A 15,717-nucleotide genomic window follows, 5' to 3' on the forward strand; every position below is an offset into this window, starting at 1 on the left:
ATCAGGGTCAAGCGAACCAAAAACAGCGCAAAACGATGAGAAATTCAACGCTCGTTTCGCCATGTGAACATTCACGCGTCACCTCGCCCTGCAGCGGGGGTTGTGCAGACCTTCCCTAACTTGATTTATATCGCATAACCGCATGATAACCGTTAACCCGACACCGTCCGTTCACACGCCAAGGCCGCGCAACCAATCGTCCGGTAAGAAAAAAAACGGTTCAACTGGTCAAACCACCAATTGAACCGCCACGCCCCTCACCCCGCCACCGCCGGCAACCCCGACAGCGCCTGGGCCAGTTCTTTCTCGTCGTATTGCTCGTCCTTAAGCTGGCCTGAGAAATAGGCCTGGTACGCCCCCATGTCGAAGTGGCCGTGGCCGCTGAGGTTGAAGAGGATGGTCTCGGCCTTGCCCTCGCGCTTGCAGCGCAGTGCCTCTTCGATGGCACCTTTGACGGCGTGGTTGGCTTCGGGCGCGGGGACAATGCCTTCGGTGCGGGCAAACTGCACGCCCGCCGCGAAGCATTCGCCCTGGGTGTAGGCCACGGCTTCCATCAGGCCCAGTTCTTTGACGTGGCTGATCAGCGGTGCCATGCCGTGGTAGCGCAGGCCCCCAGCGTGAAAGCCGGGCGGGGTGAAGGTGCTGCCCAGCGTGTGCATCTTGGTCAGCGGCGTCAGGTGGGCGGTGTCGCCAAAGTCGTAGGCGTATTTGCCGCGCGTTAAGGTGGGGCAGGCGGCCGGCTCAACGGCCACGATGCGTGGCTTGGCGCCACCGCGCAGGCCGTGGCCAATGAAGGGGAAGGCGATGCCGGCAAAGTTGCTGCCGCCGCCGGTGCAGCCAACCAGCACGTCGGGCCAGGCGTCGGCCATCTGCATCTGCTCCATGGCCTCCAGGCCGATGATGGTCTGGTGCAGCAGCACGTGATTGAGCACGGAGCCTAGAGCGTATTTAGTGTCGTCACGCTGGGCGGCGATCTCGACCGCCTCGCTGATGGCGATGCCCAAACTGCCGGGGTGATCGGGCCGCTCGGCCAGCACGCGGCGGCCGTATTCGGTCTCGTTGCTGGGCGATGCCACGCAGCGCCCGCCATAGGTTTCCATCAGCGCGCGGCGATACGGCTTCTGGTCGTAGCTGACGCGCACCTGATAAATCGTCACGTCCAGGTCAAACACTTGCCCTGCCAGCGCCAGCGAGCTGCCCCACTGGCCCGCGCCGGTTTCGGTGACCAGGCGTTTGATGCCCGCCTCGGCGTTGTAGAACGCCTGCGGGATGGCCGAGTTGGGTTTGTGGCTGCCTGCGGGGCTGACACCTTCATACTTGTAGAAAATCTTGGCCGGTGTGCCCAGCGCTTTTTCGAGCCGGTGGGCGTGGAACAGCGGTGCGGGACGCCACAGGCGCAACACCTCACGCACAGGCTCGGGGATTTCGATTTCGCGCTCGATGCTCACCTCCTGCATGATCAGGCTCATCGGAAACAGCGGGGCCAGATCGTCGGGGGTAATGGGCTGCATGGTGCCGGGGTGCAGCACGGCGGGGGCGGGCTGCGGCAGATCGGCCTGGATGTTGTACCAAAACTTGGGCAACTGGCTTTCTTGCAGCAGGTACTTGGTGGGGGTGTTCATGGCGGGTCTCCTTTATCAATGAAACAGGTGAATGTTTACTAACAAAACAAGCCTTCAACGCAACAACCACAAGCGCTGACAGCTATTAAAAATATAGTTGATTGTAGCTTGCCGCATGATCCCTACCGATTGCGTACGGCACGCACAATGTCTTTGCGAATCAGGGTGATGGCCTGCCCGCGCGCCATGCTGGCGGCTGTGGGGGCCGAGGTGGCGACCACCACCAGCTCCAGCGCCGGTTGCACCCAAATCCATTGCCCGCCATAGCCCGCCGCCACCGCCACGCCCTGCCCCACCCACCAGCCGTAGCCATACGGCATGCCGATGGGTGCGCCGCCTGCACTGTGGCGCGCCGTGGCGGTGGCCAAAAAGTTGGCAGACACCAGGACACGCCCTTGCCACACGCCGCCCAGCCGAACCAGCTCGCCCAGCCGCGCCATAGCGCTGGCGGACAGCCGCAAGCCCAGCGCACCCAAACTGTGGCCTCGCGCACCTTGATCCCACGCCCAATCGGCGGTGGCCAAACCCAGTGGCGCAAACAAGCGCTGCGCCGCCCATTGGGCCAGCCCACCTGGCTGCGGGCGCGGTTGCACCCGCCGCGCCAAACCCACGGCCAACAGGTTGTAGGCCCCGTTGTCGTAGGCAAAGCGCTTGCCGGGCGCGGCCACGAAGGGGCGGCTGGCCAAGGCCAGCACGTCATCATCGCGCAGGCGCTGCGCCGTGGCGTCAGCGCCCCACCCCGCCTGAAGCTCTAGCAGATGCGCCCAGCGCAAACGCCGCACCCGCGCGTCCAGCGGCGCGCGCAGCAGCTCGGGCAAAGCCTCAGCCACCAGGCCGTCAATGCGCGGCACGTGGCCATCATCCAAGGCCGCACCAAACAGCAGGGCAACCACGCTTTTGGTGACCGACTGCACGGCATGCAAACGCTGGTCGCCCCAGCCTTGGCGGTCGTAAGCAAACACGGGCGCGCCGCCTTGCCACACACGCACGCTGCGGATGTCGGTCAACGTCTGATCCAGACGCGGCCTGAGTGCGGTCCACGCGATGGCACCGTCTCGCACACCCTTGGCCTGACCCAGCCCAGCGGACGTACCCAGCACGCTGGCGACCCCCGCGCTTAATAAACCACGCCTTGGCACCGTGGGCCTGGCGTGGCTGGTCTGCATCACGATGGAGGTGGTCGGATCAGGCTTTCGCATCAAGCCCTTGCATCAAGACTTTTTATCCTGCTTTTCTGCACCCGTCATCCAGATGCTGACCTGAGCCTGGGCCGAAGCCAGCGCTGAAGCGCTGTCAAAGTGCACGGCCAGTATTTTTTGCCGCCCGGTCTGGCCATGCAGCAATTGCACTTGCGCTTTAGGCACGGCAAAGGCACGCGCTGCCCATTCCATCAACGCGGCATTGGCCTTGCCATCGACCGGTGGCGCGCCCAGGCGCACACGCAAGGCAGCGCCGTGAGCGCCCGCCGCTTCGGTGCGCTTGGCACCGGGCGTGGCGTGAATGGGCAGCTTGAGCACATGTGCACCAGCCATGCATTCACCTCATCCATCTCACCCAACACCGCCGTTGAGCGCGCGCGTTACTCAAACTCGACGATGGCCTGATCCACCGTCAGGCTGTCGCCCTGTGCGGCGCTGACGGACTTGACCACGCCGTCGGCGCTGGCGAACAGCACGTTTTCCATCTTCATGGCCTCGATCACCGCCACGCGCTCACCGGCCTTCACCTCCTGCCCTGGCTGGACGGCCACTTGCACCAGCAGGCCGGGCATGGGCGAGAGCACAAACTTGCTCAAATCAGGCGGGGCCTTGTAAGGCATCAGGCGGTGCAACTCGGCTGTACGCGGGTGCATCACCAGCACATCGGCTTGCGTGCCGTTGTGCGCCACGCGAATGGCCAGCGGGTTCTTGCCAAAGCCGCGTGACATCTGGGCCGTGAAAGGCGTGCCATTGACCGCGCCAGTTACGCGCGCATCGCCCAGCAGCTTGTTCACCAGCAGCTCATACACCTTGTCACCTTGCGGCGTTTTCAGCGTGATGGCGGTGGGCTGGCCGGGTGCGGTTTCACCCACCTGCACCGGCACATAGGTGTTCTGCCCGCCTTCACCCAGCACACACACCACATATTCGCGGCGCGGCAGGCGCTTGTAGCCCTCCCAGAACTGGCCTTGCAAGCCGCTGGCACGGTTGCGGTAATACATGTGCAGGTGCACCGCCAGCGCCTGCAAAAAAGCTGGGTCATCGTGCGGCACGTCTTCGGCCTTGAAGCCCTGCGCGTAATGCTCCGCAATAAAGCCGGTGTTGAAGTCGCCCGAGACAAATTTGGGATGCGCCAGCAGCGCCGCCTGAAACGGAATATTGCTTTGCACACCGCGGATCACAAAACCGTTGAGCGCCTCGCGCATGCGGGCGATGGCGTCATTGCGATCTTTGCCGTGCACGATCAGCTTGGCGATCATCGAGTCGTAATACATCGGGATCTCGCCGCCATCGACCACACCGGTGTCCACACGCACGCCTTGGTTGGTGGTGGCCTGGCCCTGAAACAGGTTTTGCTCGGGCGGCTGAAAGCGCACCAGCCGTCCGGTAGAAGGCAAGAAGTTGCGAAATGGGTCTTCGGCATTGATGCGGCATTCGATCGACCAGCCCTCGCGCTTCACATCCTTCTGCGCGATGGCCAGCTTCTCGCCCGCCGCCACACGGATCATCTGCTCGACCAGGTCGATTCCGGTGATCAGCTCAGTCACCGGGTGTTCCACCTGCAAACGGGTATTCATCTCCAGAAAATAAAAGTCCTGATCCTTGCCAACCACAAATTCGACCGTGCCCGCGCTCTGGTACTGCACCGCCTTGGCCAGCGCCACAGCCTGCTCGCCCATCGCCTTGCGGGTGGCGTCCGAGATGAAGGGCGACGGTGCCTCTTCAATCACCTTCTGGTGGCGGCGCTGGATCGAGCATTCGCGCTCGTTCAAATACACCACATTGCCGTGGCTGTCGCCCAGCACCTGGATCTCGATGTGGCGCGGCTGCTCGACAAACTTTTCGATGAAGATGCGGTCGTCGCCAAAGCTGTTGCGCGCCTCGTTCTGGCAGGCCGTAAAGCCGTCCAGCGCTTCCTGGTCGTTAAAGGCCACCCGCAGGCCCTTGCCGCCGCCACCGGCGCTGGCCTTGATCATGACGGGATAGCCAATGCCCTTGGCGATCTCCACCGCCTTGCTGGCATCAGGAATCGGGTCGTTGTAGCCCGGAATGGTGTTGACCTTGGCCTCCAACGCCAGCTTCTTGGACGCAATCTTGTCGCCCATGGCCGCAATCGAATGCGCCTTGGGGCCGATGAAGGCAATGCCCTCGGCCTCGCAACGCTTGGCAAAGGCTTCGTTCTCGCTCAAAAAGCCATAGCCGGGATGAACCGCTTCAGCGCCGGTCTGCTTGCAAGCTTCGATGATCTTGTCGGCCAGCAAATACGACTCGCGCGACGGCGGCGGCCCCAGGCGCACGGCTTCATCAGCCATCTGGACAAAGCGCGCGTCCTTGTCGGCGTCGGAATACACCGCCACCGTGGCGATGCCCATCTTCTTGGCCGTGGCAATGACCCTACACGCAATCTCGCCCCGGTTTGCAATCAGGATTTTGGTGAACATTCTTTAGCTCCTTAGGCGATGGGGTGGCGTGTAGCAACCCGCTGCGCGGGCTGCGGCAGGCGATTTATCGAAACGGCCGCTGCGCGACCGCTTTCACCACGATTGGCTATGAGGATTTTGTTGAACATTTAAACGCTTCCTTCTTTCTCGATCACCAACACACGCGCTGCGCCTTGCGGGTGCGCGACGTGCTCGGTGCCTATGTCGGCATAAAAAATATCGCCCGCTTGCAGCCGCTCGGTGCATTCGTGGCCGTTTTGCTTGAAATGCATGCAAACCTCGCCATCCATTACGGCGAACACCTCTTCGCCGTCGTTGACGTGCCACTTGTAAGGCTGATCCGTCCAATGCAATTTGACGGTCACACCATTCATGGAGGCAATCGCCAGACTGCCCCAAGCGCGATCGGCCGTGAACGCTTTGCTGCGTATCGTTTTCATGGTGTAGCCGTTAGAGCGGAATATTCCCATGCTTGCGCCACGGGTTGTCCAGCTTCTTGTCTTTGAGCATGGCCAGGCTGCGGCAGATGCGCTGGCGGGTTTCGTGCGGCAGCACCACGTCGTCGATGAAGCCGCGCGCGCCAGCGACGAAGGGGTTGGCAAAGCGGGCCTTGTATTCGGCTTCGCGCGCGGTCAGTTTTTCGGGGTCGTCCTTGTCCTGACGGAAGATGATTTCCACCGCGCCCTTGGCACCCATAACGGCGATCTCGGCGTTGGGCCAGGCCAGGTTGACGTCGCCGCGCAGGTGCTTGGAGGCCATCACGTCGTAGGCACCGCCGTAGGCTTTTCGGGTGATGACGGTGATTTTGGGCACGGTGCATTCGGCGTAGGCGTAGAGCAGCTTGGCACCGTGTTTGATGATGCCGCCGTACTCTTGGCTGGTGCCGGGCATGAAGCCGGGCACGTCCACGAAGGTGACCACGGGGATGTTGAAGGCATCGCAAAAACGCACGAAGCGCGCGGCCTTGATGCTGCTTTTGATGTCCAGGCAACCGGCCAGCACCAGCGGCTGGTTGGCGACGATGCCGACCACGTTGCCGTCCATGCGCGCCATGCCGATGACGATGTTGGCGGCGTAGTCGGGTTGCAGTTCAAAAAATTCGGCGTCGTCTACCACTTTGACAATGGCTTCTTTGATGTCGTAAGGCAAATTGGGGTTGTCGGGCACCAGGGTGTCCAGACTCATATCGGCACGCTGAACCGGATCTTGCGTGGGGCGGTGCGGCGGTTTTTCGCGGTTGTTGGCGGGGATGTAGTTGAAAAAGCGCCGCAGCATCAGCAGGGCTTCGACGTCGTTTTCAAACGCCAGGTCGGCCACGCCGCTTTTGGTGTTGTGGGTGATGGCACCGCCCAGTTCTTCGGCCGTCACGCTTTCGTGCGTGACGGTCTTGACCACCTCTGGCCCAGTGACAAACATGTAGCTGGTGTCTTTGACCATGAAAATAAAGTCAGTCATGGCCGGTGAATACACCGCGCCGCCAGCGCATGGTCCCATGATCATGCTGATCTGCGGAATGACGCCCGAGGCCATGACGTTGCGCTGGAACACCTCGGCATAACCGCCCAGCGAGGCCACGCCTTCTTGAATACGCGCGCCGCCTGAGTCGTTCAGACCGATCACCGGCGCGCCGACCTTCATGGCCTGATCCATCACCTTGCAAATCTTCTCGGCATGGGCTTCGGACAAGGCACCACCAAACACAGTGAAGTCCTGGCTGAACACGAACACCAGCCGACCGTTGATGGTGCCGTAACCGGTGACCACGCCGTCGCCGGGAATGTGGGTTTTGTCCATGCCAAAGTCGGCGCAGCGGTGTTCGACAAACATGTCCCACTCTTCAAAGCTGCCCGCATCGAGCAGCACCTCGATGCGCTCGCGCGCCGTGAGCTTGCCTTTGCCGTGCTGGGCGGCAATGCGCTTGTCGCCACCGCCTAGGCGTGCCGCGACGCGCTTGCCTTCGAGTTGTTCCAGGATTGCTTTCATGAATATGGCCTTTGGAAAAATTTGGATTTTGAAAACATGGGGCTTGGCTCCTCAGTGGTGCGGTTCAGTGATGCAGCTCAGTGCGCCGCGTGGCGCTGGGCATAGCGGTGCGCAAACGCCGCCGCCGCCTGCACGGCCACGGTGTCACGGCCCCAGCGCCTGCTGCGCGGCAGGTGGCGCAACAGTGCCAGCTTGCGGCAAGTACGGGCAAACAGTTGGCTGACCTCGATGTGTTCGGCTTGCACCCAGTGATCCACATGCCAGTCCACCGTTTCGTTGTTCGCGGGCAGGTTCCACAAGCTGCTTTGCAAATACAGCAACCAGTCGCGCACCTGGGCTTCGGCCAGACTCATGATCTGGCGTGGGTCATCTTCAAAGTCAATCATGCCTGCCACGCGGGGGGTGCCACCACGGTCGTCCACCACCACGTTACGGGCTACGCATTGGCTCAGGTACTGCTGCTTGGCATGCAAGGCGCTTAGCAGTTGTGCGCCTTTTTGCCACAAGCTGAGCGCAGCGGGGTGGTGTCGGTGAATCATCTCGGCCAATTGGGTATTGCCCAGCCAGGTCATGACAAAGTAGTCGCCAGCCACGTGCAGCACCCGCGGCACGGGCGCGCCTGCCGCGCCCAGCACTTGCAGGCGATCAATTTCGATGGTTTGCCCTTGCACACCTCCCAAAGCCGGAGCCGCTGCCAGCATGGGTGTGCCCAGCAACCTGGCCAAGCCGCTCATCAACCTGTAGCGTGCCGGGTGGCGTGCCGGGCGTTGCCCCTTGACAATGACGCGCCCCACTGACGTGTCAAACACTTCAATGCGGTGCGCGCGCCAGCCGGATGAACGGGTAATGCGTGCCAGATCATCGGCGCTCAGGCGGGTTGGTGGCGTCATGCCGCCACCTCCTTGACGGTGCCCGCGCGAAAACCCGCCGCATCCAGCAAATGGCGTGCAGCCGCGGATGCAGGCAACGCCCCTTGCGCCACGCGCGCTGCCGTGTCTGCCAATTGGCCTTGCACCTGCGGGTGGGCGCGAAAGGCAGCTTTCAGCCCGCCGTCGATCAGCGCCCACATCCAGGCCAGGTTTTGTTTTTCGCGTCGCGCAGCCAGCCGCCCGTTGGCCGTTTGCAACTGGTGAAAGCGCTGTACGCAGCCCCAGAACTTGTCCAGCCCATCGCCCTTCAGGCCGCTGATTTGAATCACCTCGGGGTGCCACACCGCCGCATCATGGTGCGCGTGTTCAGGGTTGCCATGCATGCCGAAGATGCGCAGTGCCGACTGGATTTGCGCCCGCGCGCGGGTGGCCGCCGCCGGGTCGATATCAGCCTTGTTGATGACCACCAGATCGGCCAGCTCCATCACACCTTTTTTGATGGCCTGCAAATCGTCACCCGCATTGGGCAGTTGCAGCAGACAGAACATGTCGGTCATGCCGCTGACGGCGGTTTCGCTTTGACCCACGCCCACGGTTTCGACCAGCACCACGTCGTAGCCCGCCGCTTCGCACACCAGCATGGCCTCGCGCGTTTTCTCGGCCACACCGCCCAGCGTGCCACTGCTGGGGCTGGGGCGAATATAGGCATTTTCTTGCAACGACAGCCGCTCCATGCGCGTCTTGTCGCCCAAAATGGAGCCGCCTGAGACGCTGCTGGACGGGTCCACCGCCAGCACCGCCACCCGGTGACCCTGGCCGATCAGGTACAACCCCAGCGCCTCGATGAAGGTGCTCTTGCCCACGCCAGGCACACCGCTGATCCCTAGGCGCAGCGCATTACCGGTGTGCGGCAGCAATCCGGTCAGCAAGGCATCGGCCTGCTGACGATGGTCGGTGCGGGTGGACTCCAGCAGCGTGATGGCCTTGGCCATGGCGCGGCGTTGGGCGGCCACCTGGCCGTTCACAACGGCGCTGAGCAACTGGTCCACGACAGTCACTGCGCTCATAAGATCTCGAAAGCACGCCCATCAGGCAGGCGGTAGCGGGAGAAGTCGCGCACGTCGGTGGTCATCACGCGCAGCAAATTGACATCTTGAGCCAGCCAAACCAGGGAAGCATCCGCAAAATCCATCCCGGTGCGCGGTGGCGTGGTGTAGCGTGCCATCAGTTCAGCCAGGTCGGGCAAGCTGGAAACATCAAGTGGGTACACAATGGCCCCGCCCTCCGACACCCACCGCAGATACCGCTGAACGGCACGCACACCGAGAAAATGGGTCACCTCGACCACGCACGGCCATGTGGTCGTCAACTGCCAGTTATCGGCCAGCAGCGCGGTGTAATGCTGGTGCGCAAAATCGTCTTCATCAAATAACGCCAGCATGGGGCCTGTGTCGATCAACGCCAGATTCACGAATCACCCGCTTCCTGTTCCGGTCCGGGCCATGTTTGGCCGCGCCGCCTAGCTTCCTGGTAAGCCAGCCAATCGGCTTGGCTGGCCTCGTGCTTGGCTTTCAGCTTGGCTCTGATCGCTGCTTTGGCTGGCGAAAGCTGGCTGCCGATGCTGACCGATGGTTCACGCACCACATGCTCCTGCGCCTTGATCTTGAGCAGCAACTCATACGGGTTCTTGCGCCCCAGCGCCCGCTCCAACGCAGAGACGATGAACTGCGACTTGGTCACCCCCAAGCGTTTGGCAGTCAACTCTAACTCCTTTTCGAGCAAGGGTTCTAAGCGCACAGAAACAGCCATCACAGACTCCTTTGATGCAATACGGTATTACTGTATCACCTGCTGGCGCTATTGGCTTTCCTGATCTGCTCCAGCACATCCTTCGCACTGGCCGGAATGGGCGTGCCGGGGCCGTAAATGCCCTTGACCCCGGCCTGATACAGAAAGTCATAGTCCTGGCGCGGAATGACGCCGCCCACAAACACCACGATGTCGTCCGCGCCTTGTTTCTTCAGCTCGGCCATGATGGCAGGCACCAAGGTTTTGTGACCAGCGGCCAGCGTGCTGACGCCCACCGCGTGCACGTCGTTCTCGATCGCCTGGCGCGCACACTCCTCAGGGGTCTGAAACAGGCTGCCGATGTCCACGTCAAAGCCCAGGTCAGCGAATGCGGTGGCTACCACCTTGGCACCACGGTCATGCCCATCCTGGCCCAGTTTGGCGATCATCACGCGCGGGCGGCGGCCTTCGGTTTCGGCAAAGGCGGCGATCTCGCTTTTGAGCTTGTCCCAACCCTCGGCAGAGTCGTAGGCGGCGGCATAAACGCCAGTGACTTTTTGCGTGTCGGCGCGGTGGCGGCCGAAAACTTTTTCCATGGCATCACTCACTTCGCCCACGGTGGCGCGGGCACGGATGGCATCCACAGCGGCAGCCAATAAATTGCCGTGGCCGGTTTCAGCTATTGTTGTAATAGCTACAAGTGCAGCATCCACCTGCGCTGAATCACGTTTTTGCTTGATGCTTTTAAGACGCGCAATTTGTGATTCACGCACCTTGACGTTGTCCACCTCCAGAATCTCGACCGGGTCTTCGTTGGTCAGCTTGTACTTGTTGACGCCGACAATCACATCCTTGCCCGAGTCGATACGGGCCTGCTTTTCGGCGGCAGCGGCCTCGATCTTCAGCTTGGCCCAACCGCTGTCCACCGCTTTGGTCATGCCGCCCATGGCCTCCACCTCTTCGATGATGGCCCAGGCGGCATCGGCCATCTGCTGGGTCAGCGTCTCCATCATGTAGCTGCCGGCCCAGGGGTCGACCACGCTGGTGATGTGGGTCTCTTCCTGGATGATGAGCTGGGTATTGCGGGCGATACGGGCCGAAAATTCAGTGGGCAGCGCAATGGCTTCATCCAGCGCGTTGGTGTGCAGGCTTTGCGTGCCGCCAAAGACGGCGGCCATGGCCTCGATGGTGGTGCGCACCACGTTGTTGTAGGGGTCTTGTTCGGTCAGGCTCCAGCCGCTGGTCTGGCTGTGGGTGCGCAGCATCAGGCTCTTGGCGTTCTTGGGCTTGAACTCCTTCATGATGCGGCACCACAGCAGGCGGGCGGCGCGCATCTTGGCGATCTCCAGGTAGAAGTTCATGCCTACGGCCCAGAAAAAGCTCAGGCGGCCGGCAAAGGCGTCCACGTCCATGCCCTTGGCGATGGCGGTTTTCACATATTCCTTGCCGTCGGCCAGGGTGAAGGCCATCTCCAGCGCCTGGTTGGCCCCAGCTTCCTGCATGTGGTAGCCGCTGATGCTGATCGAGTTGAACCTGGGCATGTGCTGCGCCGTGTACTCGATGATGTCGCCGATGATCTTCATCGACGGCTCAGGCGGGTAAATGTAGGTGTTGCGAACCATGAACTCCTTGAGGATGTCGTTCTGGATGGTTCCGGCCAGTTGCGCCTGCAGTACGCCCTGCTCCTCGGCCGCGACGATGTAGCCCGCCAGAATCGGCAGCACCGCGCCGTTCATGGTCATGGACACGCTCACTTTGTCCAGCGGAATGCCGTCGAAGAGAATCTTCATGTCCTCCACGCTGTCGATGGCCACGCCAGCCTTGCCCACGTCGCCCGTGACGCGCGGATGGTCGGAGTCGTAGCCGCGGTGCGTGGCCAGATCGAACGCCACGCTCACGCCCTGCCCGCCCGCGGCCAGCGCCTTGCGGTAGAAGGCGTTGCTCTCCTCGGCGGTGGAAAAACCTGCGTACTGGCGGATGGTCCACGGCCTGCCCGCGTACATGGTGGCCTGCGGGCCGCGTAAAAACGGCTCGAAGCCCGGCAGCGTGTTGGCGTAAGGCAGGTCTTTGGTGTCGTCCGCCGTGTACAGCGGTTTGACCGCTATGCCGTCGGGGGTGGCCCAATTCAGCGCCTGGACATCACCGCCCGGTGCGGATTTTTGAGCGGCTTTGTGCCAATCGGCCAGTGTGGCAGATTTGAATTGCGGATCAGGATGGCTCATGGGCAATGCCTTTAATGGAACTGTCTTGGCAAGAACTGTTTTAGCAAGTATGGCGCAGCCTCTACACACAACTGCGCACAACACAAACCCGCCGTACAGATCTATCTCTAACTCATAATTATGAATTCAAAATAAGGTTTTCGTCTAGAATTTGCTGAAAATTTTTATTCTGATGACTGCCGCTGCCACCACTGCTCCGCTCTCTCCCCGCGCCCTGTACGAGGAAGTGGCCGAGCGCCTGCGCCAGCGCATCTTCAACCGCACGCTGGCACCGGGCGATTGGATCGACGAGATTCGCATCGCCCAAGAATGGGGCATCAGCCGCACCCCCCTGCGCGAGGCGTTGAAAGTGCTGGCCGCTGAAGGGCTGGTCACCATGAAGGTGCGGCGCGGTGCCTATGTATCAGAAAGCTCGCCCAAAGACTTGGCCGACGTGTACCACCTGCTGGAGTTGCTGGAAGCCGACGCCGCCGCAGCCGTGGCCCATCAGGCCAGCAGTGCCCAATTGGCCGAATTGCAAGCTCTGCATGCCAACCTGGAGGCCACCGTGTCAGACAGCCAGCGTTTTTTTGCCCTGAACGAAGCTTTTCACCTGCGCCTGCTGGAGCTGGCCGATAACCGTTGGCGCCTGCAAATGGTGCAAGATTTGCGCAAGGTGATGAAACTGCACCGCCAGCATTCGCTGCAAAAAGCGGGGCACCTGCATCAATCGCTGGCCGAACACGAGGCGTTGATGCGCGCTTTGACTACCCGTGACGGTCCCGCCGCCGCACAAGCCATGCGCCTGCACTTTCAAGGAGGGCTGGAAGCGGCCAGTTGAGCGTGCTGCATCCACCCGAGACTTTGAACTGTCGTTTCACTACCCAAACAGCCGCGCCCACCAGCTTTTGCGTTGACTGCGTTCGGCTTTCAGCTCTTGCAGCAACTCCTCCTTCATTTGCGCCACCTCCGCATTGCGCTGGCTTACCAGCATGCGCTGATAAGCATTCACCGCATCGACATAGCCGTGGTCTTCGTTGCGAATGTGGTTGAACAGCCAGCGCGACAGCATGCCGTGCAGCTCTTGCGTGACGTTTTCACCCGCATCAAAACGACTTTGCATCTCGGCCACCTTGCGCGTAAACAGCTCGTGCACCCGCTTGTGTGGGCCAGCAAACATGTAACCCGCGTTTTCCATCACGCCTTCTTCAAACGCAAAGTGCGAGATGGTGTAGTCGACCATCTCGGCAATCACCTCGCCCAGCGCCTCGCGGTCAGGCGTGTCACGCAAGGTATAAAGACGATTGATGTAATCCACGATGCGCCGATGCTGGACGTCAATTTCTTCGATGCCCGTGTTAAGTTCCGGCACCCATCGCAAGATGGCCATGTCACGTCTCCCTGGAAGTGGAAAAACAGACCAAAGTATCAAATTAAAACCCACGGCAATTCTTGATGCGGATCAGCTTCTGTCATATTGACAGCCGTCAATTTTGAACTCACCACAGTTTTATGCATCCATATTGATAGCTACAATTTCAATCTGGTATTGCATAAAATATTGATTGAATGCCTGAACTTATTCCCAAAACGCTGTGCAGCGGCCATGCCACACGCCGCCGCCTGTTGTTGGCTTTGCCGGGTCTGGTCAGTTTGTCCGCTTGGGCACGCAACGCCGAGCATACGGTGTGGCCGCGCGCATCGGCAGTGCCTGGTGGCGTGGCCCGGCTCGATTTGGGGCCTGCTGCCTCGCGACCTCAGGCGCTGGGTGACGACGATGTGCCGCTGCTGGTGGTGGGCGACGCCATCAGTTGGACGGCGTTGGTGGGCATCCCTTTGTCGGCCACGCCAGGCGAGGCATTGGTGCGTGTGCGATCCGGTGAGGAAGGCCGCACCCTGGACAACGTGGCCTACACGATTGCCCCTAAAAGTTACCGCACGCAGCGTCTGAAAGTGGCCCCCGGCAAGGTGGATCTTTCAGCGCAAGACCTGGCCCGACATGAGCGTGAGCGCGCGCATCAAAAAGAGGTGATGGCCACCTTCAGCGCACCGCCATCTGGTGACTTGAAAATGCAAGCACCCACGCCGGGGCGGCGTTCCGGCTCGTTCGGGTTGCGCCGCGTCTTCAACGGCCAGTCGCGCAACCCGCACAGCGGCATGGACATTGCGGCAGCCACCGGCACGTCGGTCGTGTCCCCCCTGCCCGCCACGGTGATCGACGCTGGCGATTACTTTTTCAACGGCCGCACCGTGTGGCTGGACCACGGTGGTGGCCTACTGTCGATGATGTGCCACTTGAGCCGCATCGACGTGCGCGTGGGCGAGCGCGTGCAAACGGGCCAGCACATCGCTGCCGTAGGGGCCACTGGCCGCGTAACCGGCCCGCACCTGCACTGGACGGTGTGTCTGAACCGCACGGCGGTCGATCCCGCCTTGTTTCTGGATGTTTGAATTTGGGCGGACGGTTTGACTGGATGCCATGCTGCCACGTTGACAGCGCCGCCCACCAATGCCAGCATGACCGCTTGACGCTTTAATCTCATTGCTTAACTGCACCCATGACCTTTTCATTTGTCCGCTGCACCCCTTTGGCTTTTTTGGTGGTTTTGAGTGGTTGCGGCTCGCTCTCATTGCCATCGCTGCAAGCCGATGGTTCATCCAGCCAGATGGTGCCGTCGTCCAGCATGACCGACAGCTTCGGCGTGCGCTTTCAACGCATTCCCGCAGGTGAATTCCTGATGGGCAGTGCCGAATCGCCCGCTGCCCTGGCGCAAGTTTTTCCGCACGCCGACCCGGAGCGCCTGACCGAGCTGACGGACGAAGCGCCCGTGCATACCGTGCGCATCACGCGCGATTTCTGGATGGGTGCCACCGAAGTCACCGTAGGGCAGTTTCGCCGCTTCGTTGAAAGCTCGGGCTATGTACCCGAATCGGTGCGCGACGGCACCGGTGCCTACGGCTTTAACCCCGACTACAACCCGCCCAACACCGAACGGGCTGATTTGTTTGACGGGCGCAACCCCAACTATTCATGGCAGCACACCGGCTTTGCGCAAACCGACCAGCATCCGGTAGTGAACGTCACCTGGAACGACGCCATGGCCATGGCCAAGTGGCTGAGCCAGCGCGAAGGTGCAACCTACCGCCTGCCCACCGAAGCCGAGTGGGAATACGCCGCACGGGCGGGCACACGCACCCGCTTTCCCAGTAGCGACAGCCCTGAGGTGCTGCTCACCACCGCCAACACATTTGACCGCGAAACCGCATTGCGCTGGCCGCGCTGGCGCGAGCAAGCTGGCCAGGGCAGCGACGGCTATCCTTTCACTGCACCCGTGGGCAGCTTTGCGCCTAACGCGTTTGGCCTGTACGACATGATGGGCAACGTGTGGGAATGGTGCGCCGACTGGTACGGCGAAGACTATTACGCCCAATCACCGACGGCAGACCCGCAAGGGCCGCCCGAGGGCGATGTGCGCGTGCGCCGTGGCGGCTCGTGGCACACATGGCCGCTGTATTCGCGCGTGGCGTTCCGCAACTGGAACACGCCCGAATCACGCCACCTGCTGGGCGGCTTCAGGCTGGTGCGGGAGTTGCCTGCGGGGTCACCATAAAAC

The 15,717-nt window shown here is 61.5% G+C and carries 15 protein-coding genes; 3 read left to right on the forward strand and 12 right to left on the reverse strand.

Annotated features, from left to right (window positions below; translation table 11 throughout):
* Positions 1-257 precede the first annotated feature (257 nt).
* From ACK5NW_RS06640 to scpA, 11 genes are all read right to left on the reverse strand, one after another.
* The gene (locus ACK5NW_RS06640) at positions 258-1,622 is read right to left on the reverse strand and encodes a TrpB-like pyridoxal phosphate-dependent enzyme (RefSeq protein ID WP_416926305.1); all 1,365 of its coding nucleotides are present in this window, start codon (positions 1,620-1,622) and stop codon (positions 258-260) included.
* Between the two features lie 122 nt (positions 1,623-1,744).
* Positions 1,745-2,821, reverse strand: coding sequence for a serine hydrolase domain-containing protein (locus ACK5NW_RS06645; RefSeq protein ID WP_416926307.1), 1,077 nt, complete (start codon positions 2,819-2,821; stop codon positions 1,745-1,747).
* Positions 2,822-2,833: 12 nt separating this feature from the next.
* Positions 2,834-3,154, reverse strand: a complete 321-nt coding sequence (locus ACK5NW_RS06650; RefSeq protein ID WP_416926309.1) for a DUF167 domain-containing protein — start codon at positions 3,152-3,154, stop codon at positions 2,834-2,836.
* 47 nt (positions 3,155-3,201) lie between these two features.
* Positions 3,202-5,262, reverse strand: a complete 2,061-nt coding sequence (locus tag ACK5NW_RS06655; protein WP_416926311.1) for an acetyl-CoA carboxylase biotin carboxylase subunit — start codon at positions 5,260-5,262, stop codon at positions 3,202-3,204.
* Positions 5,263-5,390: 128 nt separating this feature from the next.
* The gene (locus ACK5NW_RS06660; RefSeq protein WP_416926313.1) at positions 5,391-5,702 is read right to left on the reverse strand and encodes a cupin domain-containing protein; all 312 of its coding nucleotides are present in this window, start codon (positions 5,700-5,702) and stop codon (positions 5,391-5,393) included.
* Positions 5,703-5,712: 10 nt separating this feature from the next.
* Entirely contained in the window at positions 5,713-7,245 is a 1,533-nt protein-coding gene (locus ACK5NW_RS06665) for an acyl-CoA carboxylase subunit beta (protein ID WP_416926315.1), read from the reverse strand.
* Positions 7,246-7,322: 77 nt separating this feature from the next.
* Complete coding sequence (locus ACK5NW_RS06670; RefSeq protein ID WP_416926317.1) at positions 7,323-8,135, reverse strand: hypothetical protein; 813 nt, start codon at positions 8,133-8,135, stop codon at positions 7,323-7,325.
* Positions 8,132-9,181, reverse strand: coding sequence for a methylmalonyl Co-A mutase-associated GTPase MeaB (gene meaB / locus ACK5NW_RS06675; protein ID WP_416926319.1), 1,050 nt, complete (start codon positions 9,179-9,181; stop codon positions 8,132-8,134). Before meaB ends, ACK5NW_RS06670 begins: the two co-directional genes overlap by 4 nt.
* Complete coding sequence (locus ACK5NW_RS06680; RefSeq protein WP_416926321.1) at positions 9,178-9,585, reverse strand: type II toxin-antitoxin system VapC family toxin; 408 nt, start codon at positions 9,583-9,585, stop codon at positions 9,178-9,180. Before ACK5NW_RS06680 ends, meaB begins: the two co-directional genes overlap by 4 nt.
* The gene (locus ACK5NW_RS06685) at positions 9,582-9,875 is read right to left on the reverse strand and encodes a hypothetical protein (protein WP_416926323.1); all 294 of its coding nucleotides are present in this window, start codon (positions 9,873-9,875) and stop codon (positions 9,582-9,584) included. Before ACK5NW_RS06685 ends, ACK5NW_RS06680 begins: the two co-directional genes overlap by 4 nt.
* Before the next feature lie 83 nt (positions 9,876-9,958).
* A complete protein-coding gene (gene scpA / locus ACK5NW_RS06690; RefSeq protein WP_416926325.1) occupies positions 9,959-12,124 on the reverse strand; it encodes a methylmalonyl-CoA mutase in 2,166 nt (721 codons plus the stop codon).
* 172 nt (positions 12,125-12,296) lie between these two features.
* On the opposite strand from scpA, the gene ACK5NW_RS06695 reads away from it, so the two are divergent.
* Positions 12,297-12,944: a GntR family transcriptional regulator gene (locus ACK5NW_RS06695; RefSeq protein ID WP_416926327.1), complete on the forward strand. Its 648-nt coding sequence runs from the start codon at positions 12,297-12,299 to the stop codon at positions 12,942-12,944.
* Positions 12,945-12,983: 39 nt separating this feature from the next.
* Here the strand turns inward: ACK5NW_RS06695 and ACK5NW_RS06700 are convergent, their stop codons facing one another.
* Complete coding sequence (locus ACK5NW_RS06700) at positions 12,984-13,493, reverse strand: bacteriohemerythrin (protein WP_416926329.1); 510 nt, start codon at positions 13,491-13,493, stop codon at positions 12,984-12,986.
* A gap of 179 nt (positions 13,494-13,672) precedes the next feature.
* On the opposite strand from ACK5NW_RS06700, the gene ACK5NW_RS06705 reads away from it, so the two are divergent.
* Together ACK5NW_RS06705 and ACK5NW_RS06710 are read left to right on the forward strand one after the other, a co-directional pair.
* The gene (locus ACK5NW_RS06705) at positions 13,673-14,554 is read left to right on the forward strand and encodes a peptidoglycan DD-metalloendopeptidase family protein (protein WP_416926331.1); all 882 of its coding nucleotides are present in this window, start codon (positions 13,673-13,675) and stop codon (positions 14,552-14,554) included.
* 215 nt (positions 14,555-14,769) lie between these two features.
* A complete protein-coding gene (locus tag ACK5NW_RS06710; RefSeq protein ID WP_416926382.1) occupies positions 14,770-15,714 on the forward strand; it encodes a formylglycine-generating enzyme family protein in 945 nt (314 codons plus the stop codon).
* Positions 15,715-15,717: the final 3 nt, after the last annotated feature.

It is taken from the genome of Ottowia sp. (assembly GCF_047975795.1).
Lineage (GTDB): Bacteria > Pseudomonadota > Gammaproteobacteria > Burkholderiales > Burkholderiaceae_C > Ottowia.

What these genes read in the sequence shown, in the direction of transcription:
- ACK5NW_RS06640 (WP_416926305.1), bottom strand. Translation starts at nt 1,622, where the DNA reads ATGAACACCCCCACCAAGTACCTGCTGCAAGAAAGCCAGTTGCCCAAG.
- ACK5NW_RS06645 (WP_416926307.1), bottom strand. Translation starts at nt 2,821, where the DNA reads ATGCGAAAGCCTGATCCGACCACCTCCATCGTGATGCAGACCAGCCAC.
- ACK5NW_RS06650 (WP_416926309.1), bottom strand. Translation starts at nt 3,154, where the DNA reads ATGGCTGGTGCACATGTGCTCAAGCTGCCCATTCACGCCACGCCCGGT.
- ACK5NW_RS06655 (WP_416926311.1), bottom strand. Translation starts at nt 5,262, where the DNA reads ATGTTCACCAAAATCCTGATTGCAAACCGGGGCGAGATTGCGTGTAGG.
- ACK5NW_RS06660 (WP_416926313.1), bottom strand. Translation starts at nt 5,702, where the DNA reads ATGAAAACGATACGCAGCAAAGCGTTCACGGCCGATCGCGCTTGGGGC.
- ACK5NW_RS06665 (WP_416926315.1), bottom strand. Translation starts at nt 7,245, where the DNA reads ATGAAAGCAATCCTGGAACAACTCGAAGGCAAGCGCGTCGCGGCACGC.
- ACK5NW_RS06670 (WP_416926317.1), bottom strand. Translation starts at nt 8,135, where the DNA reads ATGACGCCACCAACCCGCCTGAGCGCCGATGATCTGGCACGCATTACC.
- meaB (WP_416926319.1), bottom strand. Translation starts at nt 9,181, where the DNA reads ATGAGCGCAGTGACTGTCGTGGACCAGTTGCTCAGCGCCGTTGTGAAC.
- scpA (WP_416926325.1), bottom strand. Translation starts at nt 12,124, where the DNA reads ATGAGCCATCCTGATCCGCAATTCAAATCTGCCACACTGGCCGATTGG.
- ACK5NW_RS06695 (WP_416926327.1), top strand. Translation starts at nt 12,297, where the DNA reads ATGACTGCCGCTGCCACCACTGCTCCGCTCTCTCCCCGCGCCCTGTAC.
- ACK5NW_RS06700 (WP_416926329.1), bottom strand. Translation starts at nt 13,493, where the DNA reads ATGGCCATCTTGCGATGGGTGCCGGAACTTAACACGGGCATCGAAGAA.
- ACK5NW_RS06705 (WP_416926331.1), top strand. Translation starts at nt 13,673, where the DNA reads ATGCCTGAACTTATTCCCAAAACGCTGTGCAGCGGCCATGCCACACGC.
- ACK5NW_RS06710 (WP_416926382.1), top strand. Translation starts at nt 14,770, where the DNA reads ATGGTGCCGTCGTCCAGCATGACCGACAGCTTCGGCGTGCGCTTTCAA.